The organism is Lelliottia nimipressuralis, assembly GCF_041464075.1.
In the GTDB taxonomy this organism is placed as follows: Bacteria; Pseudomonadota; Gammaproteobacteria; order Enterobacterales; family Enterobacteriaceae; genus Enterobacter; species Enterobacter nimipressuralis.
Window position 1 is genome coordinate 1,678,560 of record NZ_CP167172.1, and the last position, 24,763, is coordinate 1,703,322.

General features: G+C 53.6%; 26 protein-coding genes and 2 tRNA genes. 18 read left to right on the forward strand and 10 right to left on the reverse strand.

From position 1 onward, the window contains the following. Positions 1 to 29: 29 nt before the first annotated feature. Positions 30 to 1,214: a NupC/NupG family nucleoside CNT transporter gene (locus ACB496_RS07755; RefSeq protein WP_371974902.1), complete on the reverse strand. Its 1,185-nt coding sequence runs from the start codon at positions 1,212 to 1,214 to the stop codon at positions 30 to 32. 251 nt (positions 1,215 to 1,465) lie between these two features. On the opposite strand from ACB496_RS07755, the gene efeU reads away from it, so the two are divergent. From efeU to phoH, 4 genes are all read left to right on the forward strand, one after another. After that, complete coding sequence (gene efeU, locus ACB496_RS07760) at positions 1,466 to 2,299, forward strand: iron uptake transporter permease EfeU (RefSeq protein WP_100780644.1); 834 nt, start codon at positions 1,466 to 1,468, stop codon at positions 2,297 to 2,299. 44 nt (positions 2,300 to 2,343) lie between these two features. Then, entirely contained in the window at positions 2,344 to 3,471 is a 1,128-nt protein-coding gene (gene efeO, locus ACB496_RS07765; protein WP_371974904.1) for an iron uptake system protein EfeO, read from the forward strand. A 5-nt stretch (positions 3,472 to 3,476) separates the two neighbouring features. After that, a complete protein-coding gene (gene efeB / locus ACB496_RS07770) occupies positions 3,477 to 4,760 on the forward strand; it encodes an iron uptake transporter deferrochelatase/peroxidase subunit (protein WP_371974906.1) in 1,284 nt (427 codons plus the stop codon). Between the two features lie 498 nt (positions 4,761 to 5,258). After that, entirely contained in the window at positions 5,259 to 6,050 is a 792-nt protein-coding gene (gene phoH / locus ACB496_RS07775; protein WP_174348619.1) for a phosphate starvation-inducible protein PhoH, read from the forward strand. A gap of 107 nt (positions 6,051 to 6,157) precedes the next feature. Here the strand turns inward: phoH and ACB496_RS07780 are convergent. Further along, a tRNA-Ser gene (locus ACB496_RS07780) sits at positions 6,158 to 6,245 on the reverse strand. 131 nt (positions 6,246 to 6,376) lie between these two features. Further along, entirely contained in the window at positions 6,377 to 7,237 is an 861-nt protein-coding gene (locus ACB496_RS07785; RefSeq protein WP_100780640.1) for a pirin family protein, read from the reverse strand. Between the two features lie 111 nt (positions 7,238 to 7,348). Between ACB496_RS07785 and ACB496_RS07790 the strand changes: the two genes are divergently transcribed. Then, positions 7,349 to 8,254: a LysR family transcriptional regulator gene (locus ACB496_RS07790; protein WP_107703893.1), complete on the forward strand. Its 906-nt coding sequence runs from the start codon at positions 7,349 to 7,351 to the stop codon at positions 8,252 to 8,254. Between the two features lie 57 nt (positions 8,255 to 8,311). Here ACB496_RS07790 and ACB496_RS07795 read toward each other — a convergent pair. Further along, positions 8,312 to 8,399 (reverse strand) — tRNA-Ser (locus ACB496_RS07795). A gap of 232 nt (positions 8,400 to 8,631) precedes the next feature. On the opposite strand from ACB496_RS07795, the gene ghrA reads away from it, so the two are divergent. The 4 genes from ghrA to ACB496_RS07815 all read left to right on the forward strand — a co-directional run bounded on the left by ghrA (position 8,632) and on the right by ACB496_RS07815 (position 11,550). Further along, positions 8,632 to 9,570, forward strand: coding sequence for a glyoxylate/hydroxypyruvate reductase GhrA (gene ghrA / locus ACB496_RS07800; RefSeq protein WP_102105562.1), 939 nt, complete (start codon positions 8,632 to 8,634; stop codon positions 9,568 to 9,570). Positions 9,571 to 9,655: 85 nt separating this feature from the next. Then, positions 9,656 to 10,393: a phosphatase gene (locus ACB496_RS07805; protein ID WP_371974910.1), complete on the forward strand. Its 738-nt coding sequence runs from the start codon at positions 9,656 to 9,658 to the stop codon at positions 10,391 to 10,393. 20 nt (positions 10,394 to 10,413) lie between these two features. Next, entirely contained in the window at positions 10,414 to 10,968 is a 555-nt protein-coding gene (locus ACB496_RS07810) for a molecular chaperone (RefSeq protein WP_194513316.1), read from the forward strand. Between the two features lie 96 nt (positions 10,969 to 11,064). Then, entirely contained in the window at positions 11,065 to 11,550 is a 486-nt protein-coding gene (locus ACB496_RS07815) for a DUF1097 domain-containing protein (protein ID WP_206732568.1), read from the forward strand. A 45-nt stretch (positions 11,551 to 11,595) separates the two neighbouring features. Here the strand turns inward: ACB496_RS07815 and csgG are convergent, their stop codons facing one another. Genes csgG through csgD form a run of 4 tightly spaced genes read right to left on the reverse strand, consistent with a single transcriptional unit; the run spans position 11,596 to position 13,941 of the window. After that, positions 11,596 to 12,429: a curli production assembly/transport protein CsgG gene (gene csgG, locus ACB496_RS07820; RefSeq protein ID WP_100780634.1), complete on the reverse strand. Its 834-nt coding sequence runs from the start codon at positions 12,427 to 12,429 to the stop codon at positions 11,596 to 11,598. Between the two features lie 26 nt (positions 12,430 to 12,455). Next, positions 12,456 to 12,872, reverse strand: coding sequence for a curli production assembly/transport protein CsgF (csgF, locus tag ACB496_RS07825; RefSeq protein WP_100780633.1), 417 nt, complete (start codon positions 12,870 to 12,872; stop codon positions 12,456 to 12,458). A gap of 24 nt (positions 12,873 to 12,896) precedes the next feature. Next, positions 12,897 to 13,286 carry a curli production assembly/transport protein CsgE gene (gene csgE, locus ACB496_RS07830; protein WP_100780632.1) on the reverse strand — a complete coding sequence of 130 codons (390 nt, stop codon included), beginning with the start codon at positions 13,284 to 13,286 and terminating at the stop codon, positions 12,897 to 12,899. Positions 13,287 to 13,290: 4 nt separating this feature from the next. After that, positions 13,291 to 13,941: a biofilm master transcriptional regulator CsgD gene (gene csgD / locus ACB496_RS07835; protein WP_100780631.1), complete on the reverse strand. Its 651-nt coding sequence runs from the start codon at positions 13,939 to 13,941 to the stop codon at positions 13,291 to 13,293. A gap of 746 nt (positions 13,942 to 14,687) precedes the next feature. On the opposite strand from csgD, the gene csgB reads away from it, so the two are divergent. From csgB to ACB496_RS07865, 6 genes are all read left to right on the forward strand, one after another. Continuing rightward, complete coding sequence (gene csgB, locus ACB496_RS07840; RefSeq protein ID WP_100780630.1) at positions 14,688 to 15,143, forward strand: curli minor subunit CsgB; 456 nt, start codon at positions 14,688 to 14,690, stop codon at positions 15,141 to 15,143. A gap of 40 nt (positions 15,144 to 15,183) precedes the next feature. Then, on the forward strand, positions 15,184 to 15,636 hold the full coding sequence (gene csgA / locus ACB496_RS07845; RefSeq protein ID WP_100780629.1) for a curli major subunit CsgA: 453 nt from the start codon (positions 15,184 to 15,186) through the stop codon (positions 15,634 to 15,636). Between the two features lie 60 nt (positions 15,637 to 15,696). Further along, positions 15,697 to 16,020 (forward strand): curli assembly chaperone CsgC, encoded by a 324-nt coding sequence (gene csgC / locus ACB496_RS07850; RefSeq protein WP_100780628.1) that lies wholly within the window; start codon positions 15,697 to 15,699, stop codon positions 16,018 to 16,020. 114 nt (positions 16,021 to 16,134) lie between these two features. Continuing rightward, complete coding sequence (locus ACB496_RS07855; protein ID WP_102105557.1) at positions 16,135 to 16,455, forward strand: type 1 fimbrial protein; 321 nt, start codon at positions 16,135 to 16,137, stop codon at positions 16,453 to 16,455. Positions 16,456 to 16,563: 108 nt separating this feature from the next. Next, positions 16,564 to 17,106, forward strand: coding sequence for an O-acetyl-ADP-ribose deacetylase (gene ymdB, locus ACB496_RS07860; protein WP_100780626.1), 543 nt, complete (start codon positions 16,564 to 16,566; stop codon positions 17,104 to 17,106). Then, entirely contained in the window at positions 17,042 to 18,526 is a 1,485-nt protein-coding gene (locus ACB496_RS07865) for a phospholipase D family protein (protein ID WP_371975216.1), read from the forward strand. Before ymdB ends, ACB496_RS07865 begins: the two co-directional genes overlap by 65 nt. A 30-nt stretch (positions 18,527 to 18,556) precedes the next feature. Here the strand turns inward: ACB496_RS07865 and mdoC are convergent, their stop codons facing one another. After that, complete coding sequence (gene mdoC / locus ACB496_RS07870) at positions 18,557 to 19,711, reverse strand: glucans biosynthesis protein MdoC (RefSeq protein WP_123429115.1); 1,155 nt, start codon at positions 19,709 to 19,711, stop codon at positions 18,557 to 18,559. A 272-nt stretch (positions 19,712 to 19,983) separates the two neighbouring features. On the opposite strand from mdoC, the gene mdoG reads away from it, so the two are divergent. From mdoG to ACB496_RS07885, 3 genes are read left to right on the forward strand one after another with little or no spacing between them, the layout of a single operon-like run. Continuing rightward, entirely contained in the window at positions 19,984 to 21,519 is a 1,536-nt protein-coding gene (gene mdoG, locus ACB496_RS07875; protein WP_100780903.1) for a glucans biosynthesis protein MdoG, read from the forward strand. Further along, the gene (gene mdoH, locus ACB496_RS07880; RefSeq protein WP_102105554.1) at positions 21,512 to 24,040 is read left to right on the forward strand and encodes a glucans biosynthesis glucosyltransferase MdoH; all 2,529 of its coding nucleotides are present in this window, start codon (positions 21,512 to 21,514) and stop codon (positions 24,038 to 24,040) included. Before mdoG ends, mdoH begins: the two co-directional genes overlap by 8 nt. Positions 24,041 to 24,096: 56 nt before the next feature. Continuing rightward, on the forward strand, positions 24,097 to 24,324 hold the full coding sequence (locus ACB496_RS07885; RefSeq protein WP_100780622.1) for a YceK/YidQ family lipoprotein: 228 nt from the start codon (positions 24,097 to 24,099) through the stop codon (positions 24,322 to 24,324). Positions 24,325 to 24,330: 6 nt separating this feature from the next. Here the strand turns inward: ACB496_RS07885 and ACB496_RS07890 are convergent, their stop codons facing one another. Continuing rightward, positions 24,331 to 24,705, reverse strand: a complete 375-nt coding sequence (locus tag ACB496_RS07890; protein WP_100780621.1) for a MysB family protein — start codon at positions 24,703 to 24,705, stop codon at positions 24,331 to 24,333. Positions 24,706 to 24,763 lie beyond the last annotated feature (58 nt).

Sequence of the window (24,763 nt, forward strand, 5' to 3'; positions counted from 1 at the left end):
CCTGCATATCATCTGTTCGACAAACGGTGTTAAAGCACCAGCCCCGCAAAGCTTGCCGACAGCAAGCTCACCAGCGTCGCGCCGTACACCAGACGCAGACCAAAGCGAGATACCACGTTGCCTTGTTTCTCATTCAGCCCTTTGATCGCCCCGGCCACGATGCCGATAGAGGCAAAGTTGGCGAACGACACCAGGAAGATAGAGAGAATGCCCAGCCCGCGCGGTGTCATTTGACCGGCAATTTTTTGCAGCTCAATCATCGCCACAAATTCATTTGCCACCAGTTTGGTCGCCATAATACTGCCCGCGTTCAGCGCATCACTCAGGGGAATGCCCACCAGCCACGCCAGCGGATAAAATACATAGCCAAGGATCTGATGGAAGCTCATTCCAAACAGGCTGGAGAAGAGGGCGTTGACGGCGCTAATAAGGGCAATAAAGCCAATCAGCATCGCCAGAATAATCATCGCCACTTTAAAACCGGCCAGAATATACTCGCCCAGCATCTCAAAGAAGCTCTGGGATTCGTGCAGTTTTTCCAGTTTGATTTCCGGCTCGGCTTCCGGGCTTGCCGGGTTAATGACCGACAGAATAATAAAGGTGCTGAACATATTGAGGATCAGCGCCGCGACCACGAATTTCGCATCAAGCATGGTCATATAAGCGCCGACGATCGACAGGGAAACGGTGGACATCGCCGTCGCCGCCATGGTGAACAGACGACGAGACGAGAGATCGCCGAGCACCCCTTTGTAAGCAATGAAGTTTTCCGACTGGCCGAGAATGAGTGAGCTGACGGCGTTAAAGGATTCCAGCTTGCCCATGCCATTCAGTTTTGACAGCAGGGTGCCGATCAGACGAATAAAAATCGGCAGAATTCGCCAGTGCTGGAGAATACCGATCAGGGCAGAAATAAAGATAATCGGACACAACACGCCGAGGAAAATGAACGCCAGCCCTTTTTCACCCATTCCGCCAAAGACAAAATTGGTGCCCTCCGCGGCAAATTTCAGCAGGGATTCAAAGAAACCGGAGACATATTTAATCACGAAGAGACCGCTTTCGGCGTGCAGGAAAAAGAACGCCAGCGCAATTTCAATCACAATAAGCTGTAAAACATAACGAATACGAATTTTTCGGCGGTCGAAACTCACCAGCCAGGCGAGCGCAAGAATAATGACCAGCGCCAGCAGGAAATGAACAAAGTTATACATTTTGAATTTTCAGCAGGTAAACGAAGCGCTTATTTAGCCATAGGGCAGGGAAACCGTAAATGGGCATTTACGTTATAAGTTATATACATAACGGTAACGATCGTAACTATTAACCGGCGATGGATTTACAACTGGTCATCAAAACCTGACACAATTCGCTTGTTTTTCTTTCTGCCGTAATGATAATCACTATCACAGTTATTTACCTTTCTTTGCACCAGTTGACCGCGATAAACATTTAAGGTGTCGGCATGTTTGTTCCATTTCTCATTATGTTACGTGAAGGGCTTGAAGCGGCCTTAATTGTCAGTCTGATTGCCAGCTACCTGAAGCGCACCCAGCGCGGCCGCTGGATTGGTGTGATGTGGATTGGCGTTATTCTCGCCGCCGCACTCTGTTTAGGTCTCGGGATCCTGATTAACGAAACCACCGGTGAATTCCCGCAAAAAGAGCAGGAGCTGTTCGAAGGGATCGTGGCGGTGATCGCCGTGGTGATCCTCACCTGGATGGTGTTCTGGATGCGCAAAGTCTCGCGTAACGTCAAAGTGCAGCTGGAGCAGGCTGTCGATCACGCGCTGCAAAAGGGCAACCACCACGGCTGGGCGCTGATTGGGATGGTCTTTTTCGCCGTCGCCCGCGAAGGGCTGGAGTCAGTCTTCTTCCTGCTGGCGGCGTTCCAGCAGGACGTGGGGATCTGGCCGCCGCTCGGCGCGATGCTGGGTCTCGCCACCGCGATTGTGCTGGGATTCATGCTCTACTGGGGCGGCATTCGCCTGAACCTTGGCGCGTTCTTCAAATGGACCAGCCTGTTCATTCTGCTGGTCGCCGCCGGGCTGGCGGCAGGGGCGATTCGCGCCTTCCACGAGGCGGGCCTGTGGAACCACTTCCAGGACGTTGCGTTCGATTTCAGTAATACGCTCTCCACCCACTCTCTGACCGGCACCCTGCTCGAAGGCATCTTCGGCTATCAGGAAACGCCGAGCGTCAGCGAAGTGGCGATGTATTTCATCTATCTCATTCCGGCGCTGGTGCTGTTCTTTATGCCATCACGCCCCAGTACTCAGCCGTCGCGTACTGCGCCCTGAAGTGCTTCGTGTTGTTTATACATACTTTTAGAAAGGGAAGGGTCATGGCAATTCAATTTCGACGTACTGCATTACAGGCAGGTGTGGCAGCGCTGTTTGCGTTTGCATTCTCAGCGGGCGCGGCAGATGTTCCTCAGGTGAAAGTCACCGTGAACGATAAACAGTGTGAGCCGATGACCATCACGGTCAACAGCGGTAAAACCCAGTTTATCATTCAGAACCATAGCCAGAAGGCGCTGGAGTGGGAAATCCTCAAAGGCGTGATGGTGGTGGAAGAGCGTGAAAACATCGCGCCAGGCTTTACCCAGAAAATGACGGCTAACCTGCAGCCGGGCGAATATGACATGACCTGCGGCCTGCTGACCAACCCGAAAGGCAAGCTGATCGTCAAAGGCGAAGCCACGGCGGATGCGGCGAAAGGCGAAGCGCTGCTGAGTCTGGGCGAGGCGATCACCGCCTATAAAGCCTACGTGACCAAAGAGACCGCTGACCTGGTTGCCGGTACCAAAGCCTTTACCGACGCGGTAAAAGCGGGTGATATCGAGAAAGCCAAATCTCTGTACGCGCCAACGCGCCAGCACTACGAGCGTATCGAACCGATTGCCGAGCTGTTCTCTGACCTCGACGGCAGCATCGACGCCCGTGAAGATGATTACGAGCAGAAAGCCGCCGATCCGAAATTCACCGGCTTCCACCGTCTGGAGAAAGCGCTGTTTGGCGACAACTCCACCAAAGGGATGGAGAAGTACGCGGAGCAGCTGAATACCGACGTGCTGGATCTGCAAAAACGCATTAGCGAGCTGGCTTTCCCGCCGTCAAAAGTGGTGGGCGGCGCGGCTGGCCTGATTGAAGAAGTGGCGGCCAGCAAAATCAGTGGCGAAGAAGATCGTTACAGCCACACCGACCTGTGGGATTTCCAGGCGAACGTTGACGGCGCGCAGAAGATTGTAGACCTGCTGCGTCCGCAGCTGCAGAAAGACAACAGCGAACTGCTGGCGAAAGTGGATGCCAACTTCAAGAAAGTGAATACCATTCTGGCGAAGTACCGTACCAAAGACGGGTATGAGACTTACGACAAATTGACGGACGCCGACCGGAATGCGCTGAAAGGGCCAATCACAACGCTGGCGGAAGATCTGGCACAGCTGCGTGGCGTACTGGGTCTGGACTAAGCATTATGAGTAAACATCACGAAATCGACGTAGCAGAACCGTCGCGCCGTCGATTGTTAAAAGGGGTGGGGGCGCTTGGCGGCGCGCTCGCTCTGGCGGGGGGTTGCCCGGTGGCGCATGCGGCCAAACCGCAAAGCGCGCCGGGAACCCTCTCCCCGAATGCACGCATGGAGACGCAGCCGTTCTACGGTGAACATCAGGCCGGGATCCTGACGCCGCAGCAGGCGGCGATGATGGTGGTGGCGTTTGATTCGCTGGCGAGCGATAAAGCGGATCTGGAACGTCTGTTTCGCTTGCTGACGAAGCGGATTGCGTTTCTGACGGCAGGCGGCCCGGCGCCGGAAACGCCGAACCCGCGGATGCCGCCGATGGATTCGGGTATTCTGGGGCCGTTTATCGCCCCGGATAACCTGACGGTCACGGTTTCCGTTGGCGAGTCGCTGTTTGATGCCCGCTACGGGCTTGAGAAACAGAAACCGAAAACGCTGCAAAAGATGACGCGTTTTCCGAACGATTCTCTCGACGCCGCGCTCTGTCATGGCGATCTGCTGATCCAGATCTGCGCCAATACCCAGGATACGGTGATCCACGCCCTGCGCGATATCATCAAGTACACGCCGGATCTGCTCAGCGTGCGCTGGAAGCGGGAAGGGTTTATCTCCGATCACGCGGCGCGCAGCCAGGGAAAAGAGACGCCGGTCAATCTGCTCGGCTTTAAAGACGGAACGGCCAACCCGGACAGCCGCGATGCGGCGCTGATGAAAAACGTGGTCTGGACCACGGCGGATCAGGGCGAACCGGCGTGGGCGGTGGGCGGCACTTATCAGGCGGTGCGCATTATCCAGTTCCACGTGGAGTTCTGGGATCGCACGCCGCTGAAAGAGCAGCAAACCATTTTCGGTCGTGACAAGCAGAGCGGTGCGCCGCTGGGCATGAAAAACGAACACGATGTACCGGATTACGCAAACGATCCGGACGGGGATACCATCGCGCTCGATAGCCATATTCGTCTGGCGAACCCGCGAACGCCGGAAACCGAGTCCAGCCTGATGATGCGTCGCGGCTACAGCTATTCGCTGGGCGTGACCAACTCCGGGCAGCTGGATATGGGCCTGCTGTTTGTCTGCTATCAGCACGATCTGGAGAAGGGCTTTTTAACCGTGCAGAAGCGGTTAAACGGCGAGGCGCTGGAAGAGTACATAAAACCTATCGGCGGCGGGTATTTCTTTGCTCTGCCGGGCGTGCGCGATAACACCGCGTATCTCGCCCAAGGGCTGATCGAAGCCTGATTATTCTCCCCGCCACCCGCGCGGGGAGATTATTTTTTCCTATGACCCTCACTGTTATATTTCTGTCATATTTCTGTATGAGACTGAACTCAGCTGCAGGGCGAGTCTGAAAAAGTTGCGTTCAGGTAAAAAATATGTTGCATTTGTGATAAATCCTGATGTACTTAATATAAGACAGCGGTAGTTCCCGGCAGTGATAACGATTCACTATGGAGATCGCGAATGGTTGGGTCCTGTACTGGACAAGTTAAACATAACAACCGCAGCACCCGGCGCGGAGGCTCTGACTCCGGCAGCGATTTCTTCACCATTAAATTCTCCTCCCCAATACCTCAAAAGAACTTATCCGGCGTGCAGAACGGTGCGCGTAGCCGTTTTGCATCGTCATTCCAAAAGGCAAGCAAGGGCTTACAAGGAAGCCAAACCTCAGATGTTCGTGCGCATAATCGCGCTGCCAACGGCGCGTGTGATGAATACCAACAACTCAAGGTGCTATCCATGGGAAGACAAAAAGCAGTGATCAAAGCTCGTCGCGAAGCAAAACGTGTGCTGAGACGGGATTCACGTAGCCATAAACAGCGTGAAGAAGAGTCGGTCACCTCGCTTGTGCAGATGAGTGGCGGCGTAGAAGCAATTGGCATGGCGCGAGACAGCCGTGATAACTCCCCAATTGCCGCCCGCAATGAAGCTCAGGCGCACTACCTGAATGCTATCGAGAGTAAACAGCTGATCTTCGCAACCGGTGAAGCCGGATGCGGGAAAACGTGGATAAGTGCTGCCAAGGCGGCGGAGGCTCTGATTCATAAGGATGTGGACAGAATTATCGTCACCCGTCCGGTATTGCAGGCCGATGAAGATCTCGGCTTCTTGCCCGGCGATATGTCAGAGAAGTTCGCCCCGTATTTCCGGCCTGTCTATGACGTGCTGGTGAAACGCCTGGGGGCTTCTTTTATGCAGTACTGCCTGCGACCAGAGATTGGTAAGGTGGAAATCGCGCCGTTCGCCTATATGCGCGGACGTACATTTGAAAATGCGGTCGTCATTCTCGACGAGGCTCAGAACGTGACCGCAGCGCAAATGAAGATGTTTTTAACGCGCCTCGGGGAAAACGTGACCGTTATCGTCAACGGCGATATCACCCAGTGCGACCTGCCGTCGGGTGTCAAATCGGGCCTGAGCGATGCGCTGGCACGTTTTGTGGAAGATGACATGGTTGGGGTGGTGCGTTTCAACAAAGATGATTGCGTACGCTCGGTTCTGTGCCAGCGCGCACTGCTTGCCTACGACTGAATTTGCTGCAGATGACAAAGCCCGGGAAACCGGGCTTTGCTTTCTGGGGAACCCAAACGACAGACGAAAAAAAAGCCCGCATTTTCATGCGAGCTCTTCTCTAAATATGGCGGTGAGAGAGGGGTTCGAACCCTCGATACGTTGCCGTATACACACTTTCCAGGCGTGCTCCTTCAGCCACTCGGACACCTCACCGTATTGTTTCGCTGCCTGACCTCTCGGGGGCAACGGGGCGCTACTATAGGGAGTTGCGCTAAAACGGTCAAGCAAATTTTATGCCCGAGTGGCTGTTCGGTTAAGCAATAATCATCTCTGCCGGTTTATGCTCACATCTGACCAAAACGACCGGAATTAAAATCACCGATCGCCTCTGCGATCTCGGTTTTGGTGTTCATCACGAACGGACCGTAACCGACAATCGGCTCGTTTAACGGCTCGCCGGACATCAGCAGCACTTTTGCGTCACGGGTAGCTTCAAGATGCAGTTTATCCCCGCTCTGGCTCAGCACCACCAGCTGGGCTTCACCGGCTTCGGTGGTGCCATTCACTGTGATGCTGCCTTCGACCACCACCAGCGCCGTGCTCCAGCCATCCGGCTGGTTCAGGCTCAGATGGCCGCCCTGATGCAGGGCAATGTCCCATACGTTGAGGGGCGAGAAGGTGCGCGCCGGGCCTTGTGTATCGCCATACTGACCGGCAATCACCCGCAGCTCGCCGCTGTTATCGGGCAGCGCCACGACCGGGATCGCCGCTTTGGTGATGCTCTGGTAGCCCGGAGTGGCCATTTTGTGCTTCGCCGGAAGGTTGACCCACAGCTGCATCATCTTCAGCTCACCGCCCTGGCGCGAGAAGGCATCGGCGTGAAACTCTTCATGCAAAATGCCCGCACCGGCGGTCATCCATTGCACATCGCCCGGACCAATCACGCCACCTTTACCGGTTGAATCGCGATGCTCTACGTCGCCCGAATAGACAATGGTCACCGTTTCAAAGCCGCGATGGGGATGCTCACCCACACCGCGTTTCACGCCATCGCCGGGGAAAACGTGCGGGCCTGCATAGTCCAGCAGCAGGAAAGGGCTGAGGGCTTCGCCGTGAGTCTGGTAAGAGAACATTGAGCGTACCGGGAAACCGTCGCCCACCCAGTGGGGACGCGGTGCGGTATAGACGCCAGTAACCTGTTTCATGTTTTTCTCCTGCTGTTCGGTTGATGTGTATTAGCTTATATTCGACATTAATATCCCGGTAGAGTGTGAAATTAATACTCACTGTTCCATAAACAGGACGATGGAGGCGAAATGCAGGATCTCAATGATTTTGCGTGGTTTGTGAAAGTGGTGGACCACGGCGGATTTGCCGCGGCAGGGCGGGCCTGTGATTTACCGAAATCCCGCCTCAGCCGTCGTATTGCGCAGCTTGAGGAGCGGCTGGGCGTGCGATTAATACAGCGTACCACGCGGCAGTTTACGGTCACCGACATCGGCCATACCTTTTATCAGCACTGCAAAGCGATGCTGGTAGAAGCCGAGGCGGCGCAGGAGGCCGTCGCCGCTTTACAGGCAGAGCCGCGCGGAATGGTGCGCATAACCTGTCCGGTAACGCTGCTGCATGTCCATATTGGCCCGATGCTGGCGCGATTTATGGTCCGCTATCCGGGCGTGAATCTGCAGCTGGAAGCCACCAACCGGCGTGTGGATGTGGTGGCGGAGGGGATTGATGTGGCAATTCGCGTCCGACCACGGCCCTTTGACGATAGCGATCTGGTCCTGCGTGTGCTCGCCGATCGCGGTCACTGTCTGGTGGCGAGCCCGCAGCTGATTGAAAGGCTGGGCACACCGACAGCGCCTGCTGAACTCAGCCAGTGGCCCGGACTGAGCATGGGGGCGGGCAAGCAGGTTCACAAATGGGCGCTGACCGGGCCTGCGGGCGCGAAGGCGGAGATCCACTTTACGCCGCGTTATATCACCTCCGATATGCTGGCGCTGCGCGAAGCGGCATCGGCTGGCGTCGGCGTGGTCCAGTTACCCGTTTTAATGGTCAAGGAGCAGCTGGCGCGCGGTGAGCTGGTCAGGGTACTGAGCGAGTGGGAGCCGCAGCGGGAAGTCATTCACGCAGTGTATCCTTCGCGGCGCGGGCTGTTGCCTTCTGTGCGCACGCTGGTGGATTTTCTGGCCGAAGAATACGCGCGGATTGTCGAGGAGTAGACCCAAACGACAGACGAAAAAAAAGCCCGCATTTTCATGCGAGCTCTTCTTCAAATATGGCGGTGAGAGAGGGGTTCGAACCCTCGATACGTTGCCGTATACACACTTTCCAGGCGTGCTCCTTCAGCCACTCGGACACCTCACCGTATTGTCATCCCGTTGTTGCTGGGACGGGCGCTAATGTAAGTAAAAGGGGCATCGCCGTCAATCAACTTTTTCAGTTATTTGGCGTGTTTAGATAAAGTTTCAGCAATGTGATTCCTGAATGTGCTGAAAGCGCTTTTTTTATCATCAACACACCCTGCGCAATATTTGTTATCCTGATAATCCTCTTGAAAACACATATAAAACATCGCAATAAAAAGCAGGAGTCATTTATGGATATCATCTTTTACCACCCGACGTTTGATACCCCTTACTGGATTAAGGCGCTGTCGACAGCCATTCCGGGCGCGCGCGTGCGTGAATGGAAGCGGGGCGATAACGAACATGCGGATTATGCGCTCGTCTGGCATCCGCCGGTGGAGATGTTGCAGGGGCGCAATCTGAAAGCGGTCTTCGCCCTCGGCGCGGGCGTGGATTCCATCCTGAGCAAATTAAAAGCGCATCCGGAGATGTTGCCAGAACATATTCCCCTGTTCCGCCTCGAAGATACCGGTATGGGCCAGCAAATGCAGGAATACGCGGTGAGCCAGGTTCTGCACTGGTTCCGCCGTTTTGACGACTATCAGGCGCTGAAGCAACAATCGCGCTGGGAACCGTTAGCCGATTATCAGCGCGAAGATTTTACCGTCGGCCTGCTGGGTGCGGGCGTGCTGGGATCAAAAGTGGCGGAAGCCCTCGCGCCGTGGGGATTCCCGCTGCGCTGCTGGAGTCGCACGCGTAAGACGTATCCTGGCGTGGAGAGTTTTGCCGGTCATGACGAACTGCCGGCCTTCCTGAAAGGGACGCGCGTGCTGATCAACCTGCTGCCGAATACGGCGGAAACGGTCGGGATTATCAATCAGGATCTGCTGAACCAACTGCCGGATCAAAGCTATGTGATGAACCTGGCGCGCGGCGTGCATCTGGTGGAAGCGGATCTGCTTAAAGCGCTCGACAGCGGTAAGCTGAAAGGGGCGATGCTGGATGTCTACAGCCGTGAACCGTTGCCGGAAGAGAGCCCGCTGTGGGCGCATCCGCGCGTGGCGATGACGCCGCATATTGCCGCTGTCACCCGCCCGGCAGAAGCCGTGGATTACATCGCCCGCACGATAGCGCTGCTGGAGCAGGGGAAAGCCGCGACCGGACAGGTCGACAGGCAGCGAGGCTACTAACCGCAACCCGGCTTTTGCCGGGTTTTTGCTGATATTCGCCGGGTATACCTGCTATCCTTGGGGTAAAACATCAGAGGAGAGAGAGATGTATCCCGTAGACCTGCATATGCACACCGTCGCCAGCACCCACGCGTACAGCACCCTTCATGACTACATCGCGCAAGCCAAACTGAGAGGGATTACGCTTTTTGCGATCACCGATCACGGCCCGGATATGGCTGATGCGCCGCACTACTGGCACTTTGTAAATATGCGCATCTGGCCTCGTCTGGTGGATGGCGTCGGGATACTGCGCGGCATCGAGGCGAACATTAAAAACACGGACGGCGAGATCGACTGTACTGGCCCGATGCTGACCTCTCTGGATCTGATTATCGCCGGTTTTCATGAACCGGTGTTTGCTCCTCAGGATAAAGAGACCCACACTCAGGCGATGATCGCGACGATTGCCAGCGGCAACGTCCACATTATCAGCCACCCTGGCAACCCGAAATTCCCAATCGACATTCAGGCGGTCGCCCAGGCGGCGGCAAAACACCGCGTGGCGCTGGAAATCAATAACTCCTCCTTTACCCATTCGCGTATTGGCAGCGAAGCCAACTGTCGCGCAGTGGCGGCGGCGGTGCGTGATGCTGGCGGAATGGTGGCGCTGGGCTCTGATTCCCACACCGCTTTTACGCTGGGGGAATTTGGCGAGTGCAGGAAAGTGTTAGATGAAGTCGGGTTCCCGGAAGAGCGTATTCTTAATGTTGCCCCGCGTCGGATGCTGGATTTCCTCGAATCGCGTGGCATGCCACCGATCGCTGAATTTGCTGAACTTTAATACAGTCATGGAATAATTAAATGAACGAGTTTTCAATCCTTTGCCGCGTACTGGGCACCTTGTACTATCGCCAGCCGCAAGATCCGCTGCTGGTTCCGCTCTTTACGCTGATTCGCGAAGGTAAGCTCGCGGACAACTGGCCGCTGGAGCAGGACGAGCTACTGCAACGCCTGCAAAAGAGCTGCGATATGCAGCAGATTTCGGCGGATTATAACGCCCTGTTTGTGGGCGAAGAGGGGCGCGTTTCACCGTATCGCTCTTCCTGGGAAGAGGGGGCGACGGAATCTGAAGTGCGCGCGTTCCTCTCCGAGCGCGGTATGCCCCTGAGCGATGCGCCTGCCGACCATATCGGCACGCTGCTGCTGGCGGCCTCGTGGATTGAAGATCACGCCGGTGACGATGAAAGCGAAGCTCTGGAAACGCTGTTTGGGGATTACATTCTCCCCTGGTGCGGCGCTTTCCTCGGTAAGATTGAAGCCCACGCCACATCTCCTTTCTGGCGCACCATGGCACCGCTGACCCGTGAAGCGATCTCGGCCATGTGGGATGAATTGCAGGAAGAGAACGAAGAGTGATTTAAATCACATATTCAATGTAACGATACATTTTGATTTGAACAAAATGTGCTCGTGATCTCATTTCACTGGCGCGTATCTGATAAGATGCGCGCCATGAATATATTACTTTCCATTGCCATTACGACAGGGATCCTCTCCGGAATCTGGGGATGGGTTGCCGTGTCTTTAGGACTGCTCAGCTGGGCGGGTTTTCTCGGCTGTACCGCCTACTTCGCCTGTCCGCAGGGCGGACTGAAAGGGCTGTTTATCTCGGGCTGCACCATGATGAGCGGCGTTGTCTGGGCATTGATTATCATGCACGGCAGCGCGCTTGCGCCGCATCTTGAGATCGTCGGCTATATGATGACTGGCGTGGTGGCATTTTTGATGTGCATTCAGGCAAAACACCTGCTGCTCTCTTTTGTTCCTGGAACTTTCATTGGCGCATGCGCGACCTTTGCCGGGCAGGGCGACTGGAAAATGATTATCCCGTCGCTCCTTCTGGGGCTGGTGTTTGGCTACGCGATGAAAAACAGCGGACTGTGGCTGGCGGCCCGGCGAGAGCGGGCGCAGGAAAACGGCACGGTATTGAGCAAATAAAAAAGCGAGGCCTTAGCGCCTCGCTTTTTCGTTGGGCTTTCTGAATCAGGATTCTGGAGGCACCGACATCTCGCGGTATTTCACCAGCACCTCATTTTTCACGTCATTTTTATTCTGCAGATCCCACAGTCCGCGATCGATCCCGTCGTTAATCAGGAAAATAACCCCTGTTTCGATGGCCGACATCAGACACATCATCACCGGTTCATTCGAGGTGTAGCCGATTTCACCTTCCAGCAGACGCTGGTAGTCGATGAAGCGGAAGACACCGGCCTGAACTTCATAGGAGAGAATCGTTTTGCTGGTGGTGACCGATGACAGCACTTCACCGGTGCTCACGTTAACCACGCGCAGGTTGACGGCAATCTGGTCGAGCTGGTACTGCGTGTCCGCCCCGATACCGAAATAACGCGCCCCGACACCACCCGATTTCACGTTACTTTCGTAGCCGATAATTGAGCCTTCAACCATGACGTTCGCGGCAACCAGCGACTGCAACGGTACGCGGTTATTAACCTCAACGGTGCCGTTTTCCTGAGCCGCACGAATGATTTTGCGTTCGTTCAGCAGGTTTTGCAGCCCCTGGCGTTCCAGAGGAATAAACCAGCGTGAATCCTTGAGCGCAGTCACCAGCATGGCGGTGGCACTTTGTGGAACAGCCGTCGAGAAGTTACTTGCCGGATACGGTTTGAACTGGCCCGTTTCATCCTGAATGTTATAAACCGAGACAAATATCTTACCGGTTGGCGCCGGCAGATGTGTCAGGTCGCGATAGCTTTGCGCCCGGGGCATCAGCGTGGGTTTAGCGGCTTCTTTAGGTGGAGCAGTTAAACAACCGCTCAATAAGCACACTGCAACAAGAATCAGTAAGCGCTGCATGATTGTTGTCCTTATTTCGTGGTTGTTTAAAAATCAGTTGAATCGGTTGCGAGACCCGATACCTGAATGGTGGACGTTTTGCCCGTTTTCCGGTCGGTCACATTCAGCTGCAGTTGCCCGTCTTTATTGGCAATATCGACAATAAAATCGTTGGTCACCATGCGGCCAGGTTTGCCGGTATTAATATTCGTGAGCAAGCCACCTAATATTTGCGACTGAATAGCCTGAGTGAAGTTATCCAGTGCAGACGGTGTTTCAATACCAAAGTCATCGTCATAGCTGGGGTCTTTATAGGAGTTTTGGGCCTGGGCTTCATTGAGCATAAAAGCCCCGTTATTTGGATTGCCACCAAAATTTGGGTTACGGAACTGGAAAGTCATATTCCCGGCCCAGCTTAACGGTGCAATCAGCATTAACGAAATCACTGTGTGTGCGAGACGCATTACAGCCTCCGGAGATTAATATCGCTAGAATTCATCTTTTGCTAAATCGCCAGTGCTCAGCAGAGCCTTATCGATTTGCAGACGATTTACCGCTTCTTCAGTTTGTGCCAGTGCAAAACTGATGTTTTTGTCAAAGTCTCTTTTCGTTGGGAATAAAAATGTCTGGTACACCACGTCCTGATTAACCGTTATGGTGATCCAGCTTCCCCATCGAGCACTGGGCCGCTCATTGATTGTTAAGTTGCCTGGATAATCACTTTCCCATTTGTCGCTAAATGCCCGATAAAAATCGTGGCCGATAGATGAGACGGTGTGGTCAGTTAATAATCCGGGCACTTCCACTTCAACAGCGTGAAGATTTCCGGCAGCGAGCAGAAAGCCGACTGCCGCGATCCAACTCGACGTGCGTTTCATGTTATTAACGCCTGAGGTTATCGTTTGCCCATGAAACAGCCTGAGTCCTGTTTTTAACAGCTATCTTCTTGAAAAGATTATAGAGATGTGTCTTCACTGTATTTTCGCTGATAAATAACGAACGGGCGATTTCAATATTTGAAGAACCAATGCGTAATTTATTCAGAATCTCTTTTTCGCGATGGGTCAGCAAAGCCGACTCTGAACTGTTGTAGCGATAATTTCCGGAGTGAGTGATGAGGTAGCTGGCCAGTTTTTGTGAAAAGTAACACTCTCCACGCAAAATACCCTGCAACCCTTCCACCACACGCGTCTCGTCTTCAGTGACGTAAAAGACGCCGTTGATATGCGGCCAGCTTTCAATATCCCGGAAAGGATACTCATCAGGTGTATTCAATAATAATACGCGGATATTATTGTTTTTCCTGCTTAAGTTATCTTGCCAGTAATGGATAAGCTTTTTATCAGCTTCCATCATATCGAAGAGAATGATGCTGCCAGGAGCAATATCATCATAAGAACGTTGAATATTGTGCAATTTCCCGTTCAATGACAGAGACTGCTTCAAATGTTGTAATAAGGCTGTCGCTTGTAAAGAAGGCTTTGTGATCAACAGTAATGTATGACCATGTAAACTATGGACTTCATTAAACATGATGAAACCCCACTTTTTTTATAACACCTGGCAGCTGTCCCCCGATATATTCGGGGGACACCAGAAGTACTGACAGATGTTGTACTGCTGTGTGTAGAATCAGACCATAACCTCCAGGAGGAGGTAAATATTAAAAATAATTCGTACTGCTGATTTCAATCTAGCTATTACGATTTTTAAATCAAGTGTTAATGGTGTAACAGAATGTAAAAATCAATATTAATTTGTGAATTTTAGACACTTTAAAAGTTCAGTAATGATAAAAAAGTTGTACATGATAATAATGCTGCACACATTTTAAAAATCATACAAATTATTGCAATCAGTTGATTTTAATATCAATTTATTATTTTGTGTTTGCTCGTAACAGGTATGAGTGAGATGAAAAGTCTAAGACTTTGCATGCTAACAGAAAGCTCTTAAGAAATCGTACGTCTTGTGACAGAGGTGTCGCGGAATGTTGTCGGCGAAGCGCGAAGTGCAGACGCGACGGGGGCGATAAGCGCTTCCTTAACGAAGCGCAAACAGGCTATCAAAATAATATTTAAAAAACTAACTTACGCTGCTGACTGGTAATTTTGGCATTAATTAATACTTTGAGGTGACCCATTAAATAAAAATAACACTCGCGGGTGAGATATTTAAATTGTTTCGGTAGACATACTCTTCATCGTAACGCGGCGTTAACAAAAAACGAATCGCGTTAACACCAAGCCATTTATTTATTACCAGGTCCAGGTGACAACATGAAAAACAGAACGTTATTTATGATGTTTACATTACTGGGTGCGCCTGGGTTAGCGATCGCGGCAGGTCCGGATTTGGCAGTCTCGGAATATAACTTCGCGATTAATGAATTAAGCAAGTCTTCATATAATCAGGCAGCCATTATTGGTCAACAAGGTTCAGGTAATAATGCTGACGTTCGCCAGGGCGGTTCTAAATTACTGTCCGTTGTTTCTCAGGATGGCGGGAACAACCGAGCGAAAGTTGATCAATCAGGGACTTATAACCTCGCTTATATCGATCAGTCCGGTAACGGCAATGATGCGAGTATTAAGCAAGGGGCTTTTGGTAATACCGCGATGATTATCCAGAAAGGCTCGGGTAACAAAGCGAATATTACCCAGTATGGTACGCAAAAAACAGCAGTTGTAGTACAGAGACAGTCGCAAATGGCAATTCGCGTTATCCAACGCTGACTATTTACGACGACTTAAATCAATCCGATGGGGGTTTACCATGAAACTTTTCAAAGTGGCAGCAATTGCAGCAATCGTAGTTTCTGGCAGTGCTCTGGCTGGTGCGGTTCCACAATATGGCGGCGGCGGTGGTGGTTGGGGTGGCGGTAATAGCGGCCCGAACTCAACTCTGAGCATTTACCAGTACGGTGGCGGCAACTCAGCTGTTGCCTTGCAAACTGACGCTAAAAATTCTGACCTGACGATTACTCAGCACGGCGGCGGTAACGGTGCTGATGTAGGACAAGGTTCTGATGACAGTTCCATTGACCTGCTGCAGAAAGGCTTTGGTAACAGCGCAACCCTCGATCAGTGGAACAGTAAAGACTCCACCATCAGTGTTAAACAGTTCGGCGGCGGCAACGGCGCGGCAGTGGACCAGACCGCTTCCGGGTCAACTGTAACTGTGCATCAGGTTGGCTTCGGCAACAACGCGACTGCGCATCAGTATTAATTTCGAATCTGTACTACAAAAAAACAGGGCATTTGCCCTGTTTTTTTTCGGGAGTTTATCATGCACACCTTATTACTCCTTGCTGCGCTCTCGAGCCAGATCACCTTTAAAACCACCCACGACGGGGATATGACCACCATCATTCCTCAGGTTATTTTGACTGAACCCTGCGTGTGTCAGGTGCAAATTATTTCTTCTCGGGAAGGGCTTGGGGGACAAAGTACGTCTAGCCAGCGCAGCACCCTCTCTATTCCCGCGAATCAACCGATCGATTTAACCCGTCTGAGTCTGAATATTAACCCTAAAGATTCCGTGAGAATTGTCGTTAATGTCTCTGACGGGCAATCGCTTCATTTATCGCAACAATGGCCGGGTTCTGAATGAAATATTCACGAAATCAATATATTGGATAATTTGGCGGTTCCCAATGAATGTTTCTATGATTTGAATAAGGAATGCGTGACCCCTCAAGGATGATTTCTCATTGAGGAGCCAACCATGGCAGCGTCCATAGTAAAAAGTATTATTTCAGCAGGTATTGTTGTTTTATCGGCACTGACTCCAGCATTAGCTGCGACAACGGTTAACGGCGGTGTGATTCATTTTCGCGGGGCAATTGTGGAAGACCCCTGTGAGATTTCACCACACAATAATCAGTTTGCGCTGTCATGCCCGCACGAAGGACGCGTGCAAACCACCCAGGTAAGTTACGGTGATGCCCTGCGGGGACACAACCCTTACCCAGATGTCGCCACGGTAAGTATGAAATATATCAATCCGGAAAAAACGCTGGCTGTTTTGCAAGTCAGCTATCGCTAAAACAAAGCCCTCCCGTTTCCCGACCGGAGGGCTTTTCTTATCAATTACTTCTTCCCAACTGGCCGCTGCTATACACTTAACAAAGAGATGGGTAGTAGAGGGTTAGATATGAGACCGCACATTGAAGTTGTCCTCGGGGACATCACCACGCAGCACGTTGATGTCATTGTCAATGCCGCCAATCCATCCCTGATGGGCGGTGGCGGCGTCGACGGTGCCATTCATCGCGCCGCCGGGCCACAGCTGCTGGAAGCCTGTAAAATTGTTCGTCAGCAGCAGGGTGAGTTAGCGCCAGGACATGCGGTGATTACGATTGCAGGCGATCTGCCTGCCAAAGCAGTTATTCATGCGGTAGGCCCGATCTGGCAGGGCGGAGAGCATCATGAGGCGCGAAGCCTGGAAGATGCCTATCTGAATTGTCTGCGTCTGGCGGCCGCCAATGGCTATCAAACTATCGCCTTCCCGGCGATCAGCACCGGTGTCTACGGTTTTCCCAAGGCTGCTGCGGCGGCCATCGCGGTGACGACGGTTTCAGACTATCTCACCCGCAAGCCGTTACCGGAACGGGTATACTTTGTTTGCTATGATGACGAAAATGCCCGACTTTACCAACGACTCCTTACCCAGCGAGGAGAGGATCTCGACGCATAACACGCGACTCGGGCGTGCTATCGCGCCCGTCAATGCCGAACATCCGGGGATGTGTGGGCTGCTTCCTCTGGATGACAGTCTGGACGCGTTTGCCTGCCGCTACAGGCTTGCGGAAATGGCCGAGAAGACGCTGGATGTGCAGTACTACATCTGGGAAGACGATATGTCGGGGCGTCTGCTGTTTTCCGTGCTACTCGCTGCGGCATCGCGCGGCGTGCTGGTCAGGCTCTTGCTTGACGACAACAATACGCAGGGGCTGGATGCTATCCTGCGCTTGCTCGATTCCCATCCCAATATCGACGTCCGGCTGTTTAACCCTTTCTCTTTCCGCACCCTGCGGGCGCTGGGTTATCTCACTGATTTCGCCCGACTCAACCGCCGAATGCACAATAAAAGTTTCACCGTCGACGGTGAAGCGACCATTGTGGGGGGCCGAAATGTCGGGGATGCCTATTTTGGGGCAGGGGAGGCGCCGCTCTTTTCCGATCTGGATGTGATGGCCATCGGGCCTGTGGTGGCGGATGTCACGGACGATTTCGAACGCTACTGGAACAGCGCCTGCGTCTCGCCCCTGAAGCAGGTGCTTGAGCTGTCGGAGGAGGAGATTGAAATGCGTCTCCATCCGCCGGAAGAGTGGTATCAGAATGACATTACCCAGCGGTACCTGGATAAACTCGAGTCCAGCCAGTTCATCACCCGGCTTGAAGCGCGCAATCTGCCGCTTATCTGGGCGAAAACTCGTCTGCTCAGCGATGATCCGCGTAAGGGGCTAGGGCGGGCGAAGCGTCATTCCCTGCTGCCACAGCGTCTGCTGGATGTTATGGGCTCGCCGGTGGAACAGATCGATATTATCTCGTCCTATTTTGTCCCGACACGCGCCGGCGTCGCGCTACTGCTGCAAATGGTGCGCAAGGGCGTCAAAATCGCAATTCTCACCAATTCGCTGGCGGCAAACGATGTGGCGGTGGTGCATGCGGGGTATGCCCGCTGGCGCAAAAAACTGTTGCGTCATGGGATTGAACTCTACGAACTGAAACCGACGCAGGATTTTGTCCCAGGCCTTCGGGATCGCGGCCTGACCGGGAATTCCGGCTCCAGCTTACATGCCAAAACCTTCAGCATTGATAACGAAAAAGTGTTTATCGGCTCGCTGAATTTTGATCCGCGCTCGACGATGCTTAACACCGAAATGGGGTTTGTCATTGAAAGCGAAACCCTGGCGCGCCTGATCCACCGACGTTTTCTGAAAAGTCGTCAGCATGAGGCGTGGCAAATCCGGCTGGATAAATTCGGGCGCTTAAACTGGGTGGAGCAAAAAGAGGGCGAGGAGATTGTCCTCAAGAAAGAGCCGAAGACGCGCTTCTGGCAGCGGGTGCTGGTGCGGCTCGCCTGGTGGCTGCCGGTGGAGTGGCTACTGTAGACGCGCCGGAAGCCCGGCGCGACAGGGACGTTAAGCGGCTTTGACGCTCTCCGCTTTGTTTTGCGGTTTACCGGAAAACAGGAAACGCAGCAGGGGAATTCGCAGATGAATTTCGTACAGCAGGATGGCAATCCCCACCACAAACACCAGACCGGTGAAAAAGCCTAATGCGTTAGAACGAATGTGCGGGGTGATATATGCACCAAAAAAGAGCGTCAGCGGGTGGTGAACCAGGTAGATAAACAACGACGCGTTGACGAAATAGGTCACCCGCGCGGATTTGAAGTTCAGGAGGCGATGCCCCAGCGCAAATACCACGTTCACCATCCACAGCCCCAGCAGCATCGTAATCACGCTTTCTGTTTCGTACATCCACGCATCGCCACTCCCATAACGCTGATTGAGCAGATAGGCCGCAAAGGCGAGGGCTGAACCGACGGCGCACCATGGCGATGGCGTGGTGAACAGCGCTTTGAGCTTCGGCGAGATGAATGCCAGCGCACCCAGCATAAAGAAGGGGATGTAGAACAGGGTTTGCATCACGACGAAGTTAAACAGCCCATCGCTCAGTACCGGTGGATAAACCATAAACAGAATACGGCGAATCGCGCCGTAAGCGATACCCAGCACCAGGAAGAGCAGGGAGAGCTTGCCATAGGTGAGGTGGGGGAAATGCGATTCGTGATGTCGGCTAAGATGGCGGCGCAACTTGCTGAAAATCCACAGGCTCACGGTCGTCATCACCACCAGCACCAGCAGGAACCACAGGTGCGAAACCAGCTCCCAGACCAGGGTGTTGTATTTCTCATACAGCGACAGGTTTTGCCAGTTATCCGCTTTGCCTTTTACGTACTGCAACATGATGAACTGGGGCAGTGTCAGCAGCGGGATGGCGGTCAGCATCGGAATGCCGACGCGCTCGACGCGCACTTTCCACCAGCGCTTCATCGGATAGCGCAAAAACAGCATGTAGGAGAAATAGCCAGAAATGACGAAGAACACCTGCATGCGGAAGGAGTGAATAAAATCGTTAAACAGTGTCAGCCACCATGAGGGCTCTATACTGTTAACGTGCCAGGTGTGGCTGGAGTAAATCAGTGAGATGTGAAATGGGATCCCCAATAGCATCAGCCATGCCCGGATCGAGTCGAGGAAATATTCACGTTGTACAGGTACAGTGGTCATATAACTTTGTGCATTCTCAGACTTTTCGCCTTATCCATAAGGCTAATAGTGGTTACATTCGAAGCCAACCCTACACCAAGACCGACACCCTGTCTCCAGGATAAGCACGCAAAGTGAAGAGTGGGTTCTTCTCGTTGCTTAATCCATGAGCCAGCCGCTGAACAAAGCAGTGATAATGTTGTCGGATTGCCTGAATTTCCAGTAAAATGGATCGGATCGAATTAAGCACACAAAGGGGGAAGTGCTTACTTATTATGAAACATAAACCACAAATGATGAAAATGCGTTGGTTAGGTGCAGCAGTATTGTTGTCACTGTATACCTCTTCTGCATGGTCTTTTTCCATCGATGATGTCGCAAAACAGGCAAAATCGCTGGCCGACAAAGGCTATGAGGCGCCAAAAAGTAACCTGCCCTCCGTTTTCCGCGACATGAAATATGCGGACTATCAGCAGATCCAGTTCAATCACGATAAAGCGTACTGGAACAACATTAAAACCCCGTTCAAGCTTGAGTTTTATCATCAGGGTATGTATTTCGACACCCCGGTTGCCATCAATGAGGTGACGGCTACTGCGGTGCGTAAGATCAAGTACAACCCGGATTATTTTAATTTTGGCGATGTGAAACACGATAAAGACACCGTTAAAGACCTGGGATTTGCAGGCTTTAAAGTGCTTTACCCCATCAACAGCAAAGATAAAAACGACGAAATTGTCAGCATGCTGGGGGCCAGCTATTTCCGCGTGATCGGTTCCGGCCAGGTTTACGGTCTCTCTGCGCGTGGTCTGGCAATCGACACGGCGCTGCCGTCGGGTGAAGAATTCCCGCGTTTTCGTGAGTTCTGGATCGAGCGTCCAAAACCGACGGACAAACGCCTGACTATCTACGCACTGCTGGACTCCCCGCGTGCGACCGGTGCCTACCGTTTTGTGATCATTCCAGGTCGTGACTCGGTTATCGACGTGCAGTCCAAAGTTTACCTGCGCGACAAAGTGGGCAAACTGGGCGTTGCGCCACTGACCAGTATGTTCCTGTTCGGGCCGAACCAGCCGTCTCCTGCGACCAACTTCCGCCCGGAACTGCACGACTCCAACGGCCTGTCTATTCTTGCGGGCAACGGCGAGTGGATCTGGCGTCCGCTGAACAACCCGAAACACCTGGCGGTCAGCAGCTTTGCGATGGAAAACCCGCAGGGCTTTGGTCTGCTCCAGCGCGGTCGTCAGTTCTCTCGCTTTGAAGATCTCGACGATCGTTACGATCTGCGTCCAAGCGCCTGGGTCACACCGAAAGGGGACTGGGGTAAAGGGAAAGTCGAGCTGGTTGAAATTCCAACCAACGATGAAACCAACGACAACATCGTCGCTTACTGGACGCCGGATCAGCTGCCGGAAGCCGGCAAAGAGATGAACTTCAAGTACACCATCACCTTCAGCCGCGATGAAGACAAACTGCATGCGCCGGACAATGCGTATGTGATGCAGACGCGTCGCTCAACGGGCGATGTGAAGCAGTCGAATCTCATTCGCCAGCCTGATGGCACCGTGGCGTTTGTGGTCGACTTCGCCGGTCAGGATATGAAAAAACTGACGCCGGATACGCCTGTCACGGCGCAAACCAGCATCGGTGACAATGGTGAAATCGTTGAGAGCACCGTGCGTTACAACCCGGTAACCAAAGGGTGGCGTTTAACCCTGCGCGTAAAAGTGAAAGATCCTAAACAGACCACTGAAATGCGCGCTGCGCTGGTCAATGCCGATCAGCCGCTGAGTGAAACCTGGAGCTATCAGCTACCTGCCAATGAATAATACATCTGAATATATCGATGCCATGCCGCTGACAGATATTGAGAAAGCGGCGCTGCCTAAGAGCGACATCCGCGCGGTTCATACCGCGCTGGATGGCGAGCATCACGAATTTACCCGTGATGACGATACGCCACTGGGTTCCGTCAAGGCGCGTCTGGAGCAGGCCTGGCCGGATTCGCTGGCAGAAGGGCAGCTGGTTAAAGACGATGAGGGGCGCACCCAGCTGCAGGCTATGCCGAAAGCGACACGCTCTTCCATGTTCCCGGACCCGTGGCGCACCAACCCGGTGGGCCGCTTCTGGGATCGTCTTCGCGGTCGCGATGTGGCGCCACGCTACCTGTCTCGCCTGACCAAAGAACAGCAGGCGTCTGAGCAGAAGTGGCGTACCGTCGGCACCCTTCGTCGTTACACCCTGCTGGTTCTGACCCTGGCGCAAACCGTGGTCGCCACCTGGTACATGAAAACCATCCTGCCTTATCAGGGCTGGGCGCTGATTAATCCGGCCGACATGGTTGGACAGGATCTGTGGGTCTCCTTCATGCAGCTCCTGCCGTACATTCTGCAAAGTGGGATCCTCCTGCTGTTTGCGGTGTTGTTCTGCTGGGTCTCCGCCGGTTTCTGGACCGCGCTGATGGGCTTCCTGCAACTGCTGATGGGGCGTGACAAATACAGCATTTCAGCGTCGACGGTCGGGGATGAAGCCTTAAATCCCGAGCACCGCACTGCGCTGATCATGCCTATCTGTAACGAAGACGTTGACCGCGTATTCGCGGGCCTGCGCGCGACCTGGGAGTCTGTAAAGGCGACCGGCAACGCCGAGCATTTTGACGTCTACATCCTGAGCGACAGCTACAACCCGGACATCTGCGTGGCTGAGCAAAAAGCGTGGATGGAACTCATCGCGGAAGTGCAGGGCGAAGGGCAGATTTTCTACCGTCGCCGCCGTCGTCGTGTGAAGCGTAAAAGCGGTAACATCGATGACTTCTGCCGCCGCTGGGGTAATCAGTACAGCTACATGGTGGTATTGGACGCCGACTCCGTGATGACCGGTGAGTGTCTGACTGGCCTGGTGCGCCTGATGGAAGCGAACCCGAACGCCGGGATCATTCAGTCATCGCCGAAAGCCTCGGGCATGGACACGCTGTATGCGCGCTGTCAGCAGTTTGCTACCCGCGTTTACGGCCCGCTTTTTACCGCCGGTCTGCACTTCTGGCAGCTAGGTGAATCCCACTACTGGGGCCACAACGCCATTATTCGTGTGCAGCCGTTCATCGAACACTGCGCGCTGGCACCGCTGCCGGGCGAAGGCTCGTTTGCGGGTTCCATTTTGTCTCACGACTTCGTGGAAGCTGCGCTGATGCGCCGCGCAGGCTGGGGCGTGTGGATTGCATACGATCTGCCTGGCTCCTATGAAGAACTGCCGCCGAACCTGCTGGATGAGTTAAAGCGTGACCGCCGATGGTGTCACGGCAACCTGATGAACTTCCGTCTGTTCCTGGTCAAAGGGATGCACCCGGTTCATCGCGCCGTGTTCCTGACGGGGGTAATGTCTTATCTGTCTGCGCCGCTGTGGTTTATGTTCCTGGCCCTGTCGACCGCACTTCAGGTTGTCCATGCCCTGACCGAACCGCAGTACTTCCTGCAACCGCGCCAGCTGTTCCCGGTGTGGCCGCAGTGGCGTCCTGAACTGGCGATTGCGCTGTTTGCATCAACCATGGTGCTGTTGTTCCTGCCTAAGCTGCTGAGTATCATTCTTATCTGGTGCAAAGGCTCGAAAGAGTTTGGTGGCTTCTGTCGCGTGACGCTTTCCCTGCTGCTCGAAGTGCTGTTCTCCGTGCTGCTGGCCCCGGTACGTATGTTGTTCCACACGGTGTTTGTGGTCAGCGCGTTCCTCGGTTGGGAAGTGGTCTGGAACTCGCCGCAGCGTGATGATGACTCCACGCCGTGGAGCGAAGCCTTTATGCGTCATGGCTCGCAGATGCTGCTGGGTCTGGTGTGGGCTGCCGGAATGGCGTGGCTGGATTTACGCTTCCTGTTCTGGCTGGCGCCGATTGTGTTCTCGCTGATCCTGTCGCCGTTTGTCTCCGTGATTTCCAGCCGTTCAACGGTAGGATTACGTACCAAACGCTGGAAACTGTTCCTGATCCCGGAAGAGTACTCCCCGCCGCAGGTGCTGGTGGATACCGATAAGTATCTGGCAATGAACCGCAGCCGCTCGCTGGACGATGGCTTTATTCACGCGGTGTTTAACCCGTCGTTTAACGCCCTGGCCACCGCAATGGCAACGGCGCGTCACCGTGCAAGCCAGGTGCTGGAGATCGCCCGCGATCGCCACATCGAGCAGGCGCTCAACGAAACGCCGGAAAAACTGAACCGCGACCGCCGTCTGGTGCTGTTAAGCGATCCCGTGACGATGGCGCGTTTGCACTACCGCGTATGGTCCTCTCCGGAGAGATACTCTTCGTGGGTGAACTACTACTCGACGATAAAGCTGAACCCGCTGGCCCTGAAGGCGAAGTAAGCCGAACGAAAATAAAAATACCGGCCAAGGCCGGTATTTTTTTATATGAGGTTTGAATGCGAATACTCATCGTGGTGATGATGGCGCTGCTGCTCAGCGGCTGCGGCAGCATTATCAGCCGTACCATTCCCGGTCAAGGCCATGGCAACCAGTATTATCCCGGTGTGCAATGGGACGTTCGTGACTCCGCATGGCGTTATGTCACGATTATCGATCTGCCGTTCTCGCTGGTGTTCGACACGCTGTTACTGCCCATCGACGCCCAGCATGGCCCTTACGAATAGGGCTGATTAACGCTCGTCCCACTCATCCGCTGCGGTTTGCCCCTCTTCGGTATCCAGCGGCGGCTCAAGCTGAAACTCACCCTCATCCCATTCATGGAGGGTGTTTTCTTCCTGCCACTCCTGACGCAGTTCGATCTCTTCATAATCACCGTCGAACACCGCCTGAGCTGCTTGACCACTCAGCACGGGCAGGCATTCACCGTCTTCCCCCTCGTCTGCAAAGAATTCGGCCTGCCACATGATATCGCCATCCTGCAGGACATATTTTTGGATATTGAGTTGTTGGATGTCCGCATCCTCTTCCTCGACGTTGGTATTGTCGGCGAGGAACTCTTCACGGGCGGCATCAATCGCTTCTTCCAGCGTGGCATACATGGTCATCGGTTTCTCCCTGTGATTCGCAGTGGTGTTCAGGGAAAGAATAGCTGATTCTCTGATT

What these genes read in the sequence shown, in the direction of transcription:
- ACB496_RS07790 (WP_107703893.1), top strand. Translation starts at nt 7,349, where the DNA reads ATGCAGGATCTCAATGATTTTGCGTGGTTTGTGAAAGTGGTGGACCAC.
- ACB496_RS07885 (WP_100780622.1), top strand. Translation starts at nt 24,097, where the DNA reads ATGCGAATACTCATCGTGGTGATGATGGCGCTGCTGCTCAGCGGCTGC.
- csgF (WP_100780633.1), bottom strand. Translation starts at nt 12,872, where the DNA reads ATGCGTCTCGCACACACAGTGATTTCGTTAATGCTGATTGCACCGTTA.
- ACB496_RS07815 (WP_206732568.1), top strand. Translation starts at nt 11,065, where the DNA reads ATGAATATATTACTTTCCATTGCCATTACGACAGGGATCCTCTCCGGA.
- ACB496_RS07805 (WP_371974910.1), top strand. Translation starts at nt 9,656, where the DNA reads ATGTATCCCGTAGACCTGCATATGCACACCGTCGCCAGCACCCACGCG.
- csgA (WP_100780629.1), top strand. Translation starts at nt 15,184, where the DNA reads ATGAAACTTTTCAAAGTGGCAGCAATTGCAGCAATCGTAGTTTCTGGC.
- ACB496_RS07785 (WP_100780640.1), bottom strand. Translation starts at nt 7,237, where the DNA reads ATGAAACAGGTTACTGGCGTCTATACCGCACCGCGTCCCCACTGGGTG.
- ACB496_RS07865 (WP_371975216.1), top strand. Translation starts at nt 17,042, where the DNA reads ATGACGAAAATGCCCGACTTTACCAACGACTCCTTACCCAGCGAGGAG.
- mdoH (WP_102105554.1), top strand. Translation starts at nt 21,512, where the DNA reads ATGAATAATACATCTGAATATATCGATGCCATGCCGCTGACAGATATT.
- efeO (WP_371974904.1), top strand. Translation starts at nt 2,344, where the DNA reads ATGGCAATTCAATTTCGACGTACTGCATTACAGGCAGGTGTGGCAGCG.
- csgC (WP_100780628.1), top strand. Translation starts at nt 15,697, where the DNA reads ATGCACACCTTATTACTCCTTGCTGCGCTCTCGAGCCAGATCACCTTT.
- ymdB (WP_100780626.1), top strand. Translation starts at nt 16,564, where the DNA reads ATGAGACCGCACATTGAAGTTGTCCTCGGGGACATCACCACGCAGCAC.
- efeB (WP_371974906.1), top strand. Translation starts at nt 3,477, where the DNA reads ATGAGTAAACATCACGAAATCGACGTAGCAGAACCGTCGCGCCGTCGA.
- ACB496_RS07755 (WP_371974902.1), bottom strand. Translation starts at nt 1,214, where the DNA reads ATGTATAACTTTGTTCATTTCCTGCTGGCGCTGGTCATTATTCTTGCG.
- ghrA (WP_102105562.1), top strand. Translation starts at nt 8,632, where the DNA reads ATGGATATCATCTTTTACCACCCGACGTTTGATACCCCTTACTGGATT.
- csgE (WP_100780632.1), bottom strand. Translation starts at nt 13,286, where the DNA reads ATGAAACGCACGTCGAGTTGGATCGCGGCAGTCGGCTTTCTGCTCGCT.
- efeU (WP_100780644.1), top strand. Translation starts at nt 1,466, where the DNA reads ATGTTTGTTCCATTTCTCATTATGTTACGTGAAGGGCTTGAAGCGGCC.
- ACB496_RS07855 (WP_102105557.1), top strand. Translation starts at nt 16,135, where the DNA reads ATGGCAGCGTCCATAGTAAAAAGTATTATTTCAGCAGGTATTGTTGTT.
- phoH (WP_174348619.1), top strand. Translation starts at nt 5,259, where the DNA reads ATGGGAAGACAAAAAGCAGTGATCAAAGCTCGTCGCGAAGCAAAACGT.
- csgD (WP_100780631.1), bottom strand. Translation starts at nt 13,941, where the DNA reads ATGTTTAATGAAGTCCATAGTTTACATGGTCATACATTACTGTTGATC.
- ACB496_RS07890 (WP_100780621.1), bottom strand. Translation starts at nt 24,705, where the DNA reads ATGACCATGTATGCCACGCTGGAAGAAGCGATTGATGCCGCCCGTGAA.
- mdoG (WP_100780903.1), top strand. Translation starts at nt 19,984, where the DNA reads ATGATGAAAATGCGTTGGTTAGGTGCAGCAGTATTGTTGTCACTGTAT.
- ACB496_RS07810 (WP_194513316.1), top strand. Translation starts at nt 10,414, where the DNA reads ATGAACGAGTTTTCAATCCTTTGCCGCGTACTGGGCACCTTGTACTAT.
- csgB (WP_100780630.1), top strand. Translation starts at nt 14,688, where the DNA reads ATGAAAAACAGAACGTTATTTATGATGTTTACATTACTGGGTGCGCCT.
- csgG (WP_100780634.1), bottom strand. Translation starts at nt 12,429, where the DNA reads ATGCAGCGCTTACTGATTCTTGTTGCAGTGTGCTTATTGAGCGGTTGT.
- mdoC (WP_123429115.1), bottom strand. Translation starts at nt 19,711, where the DNA reads ATGACCACTGTACCTGTACAACGTGAATATTTCCTCGACTCGATCCGG.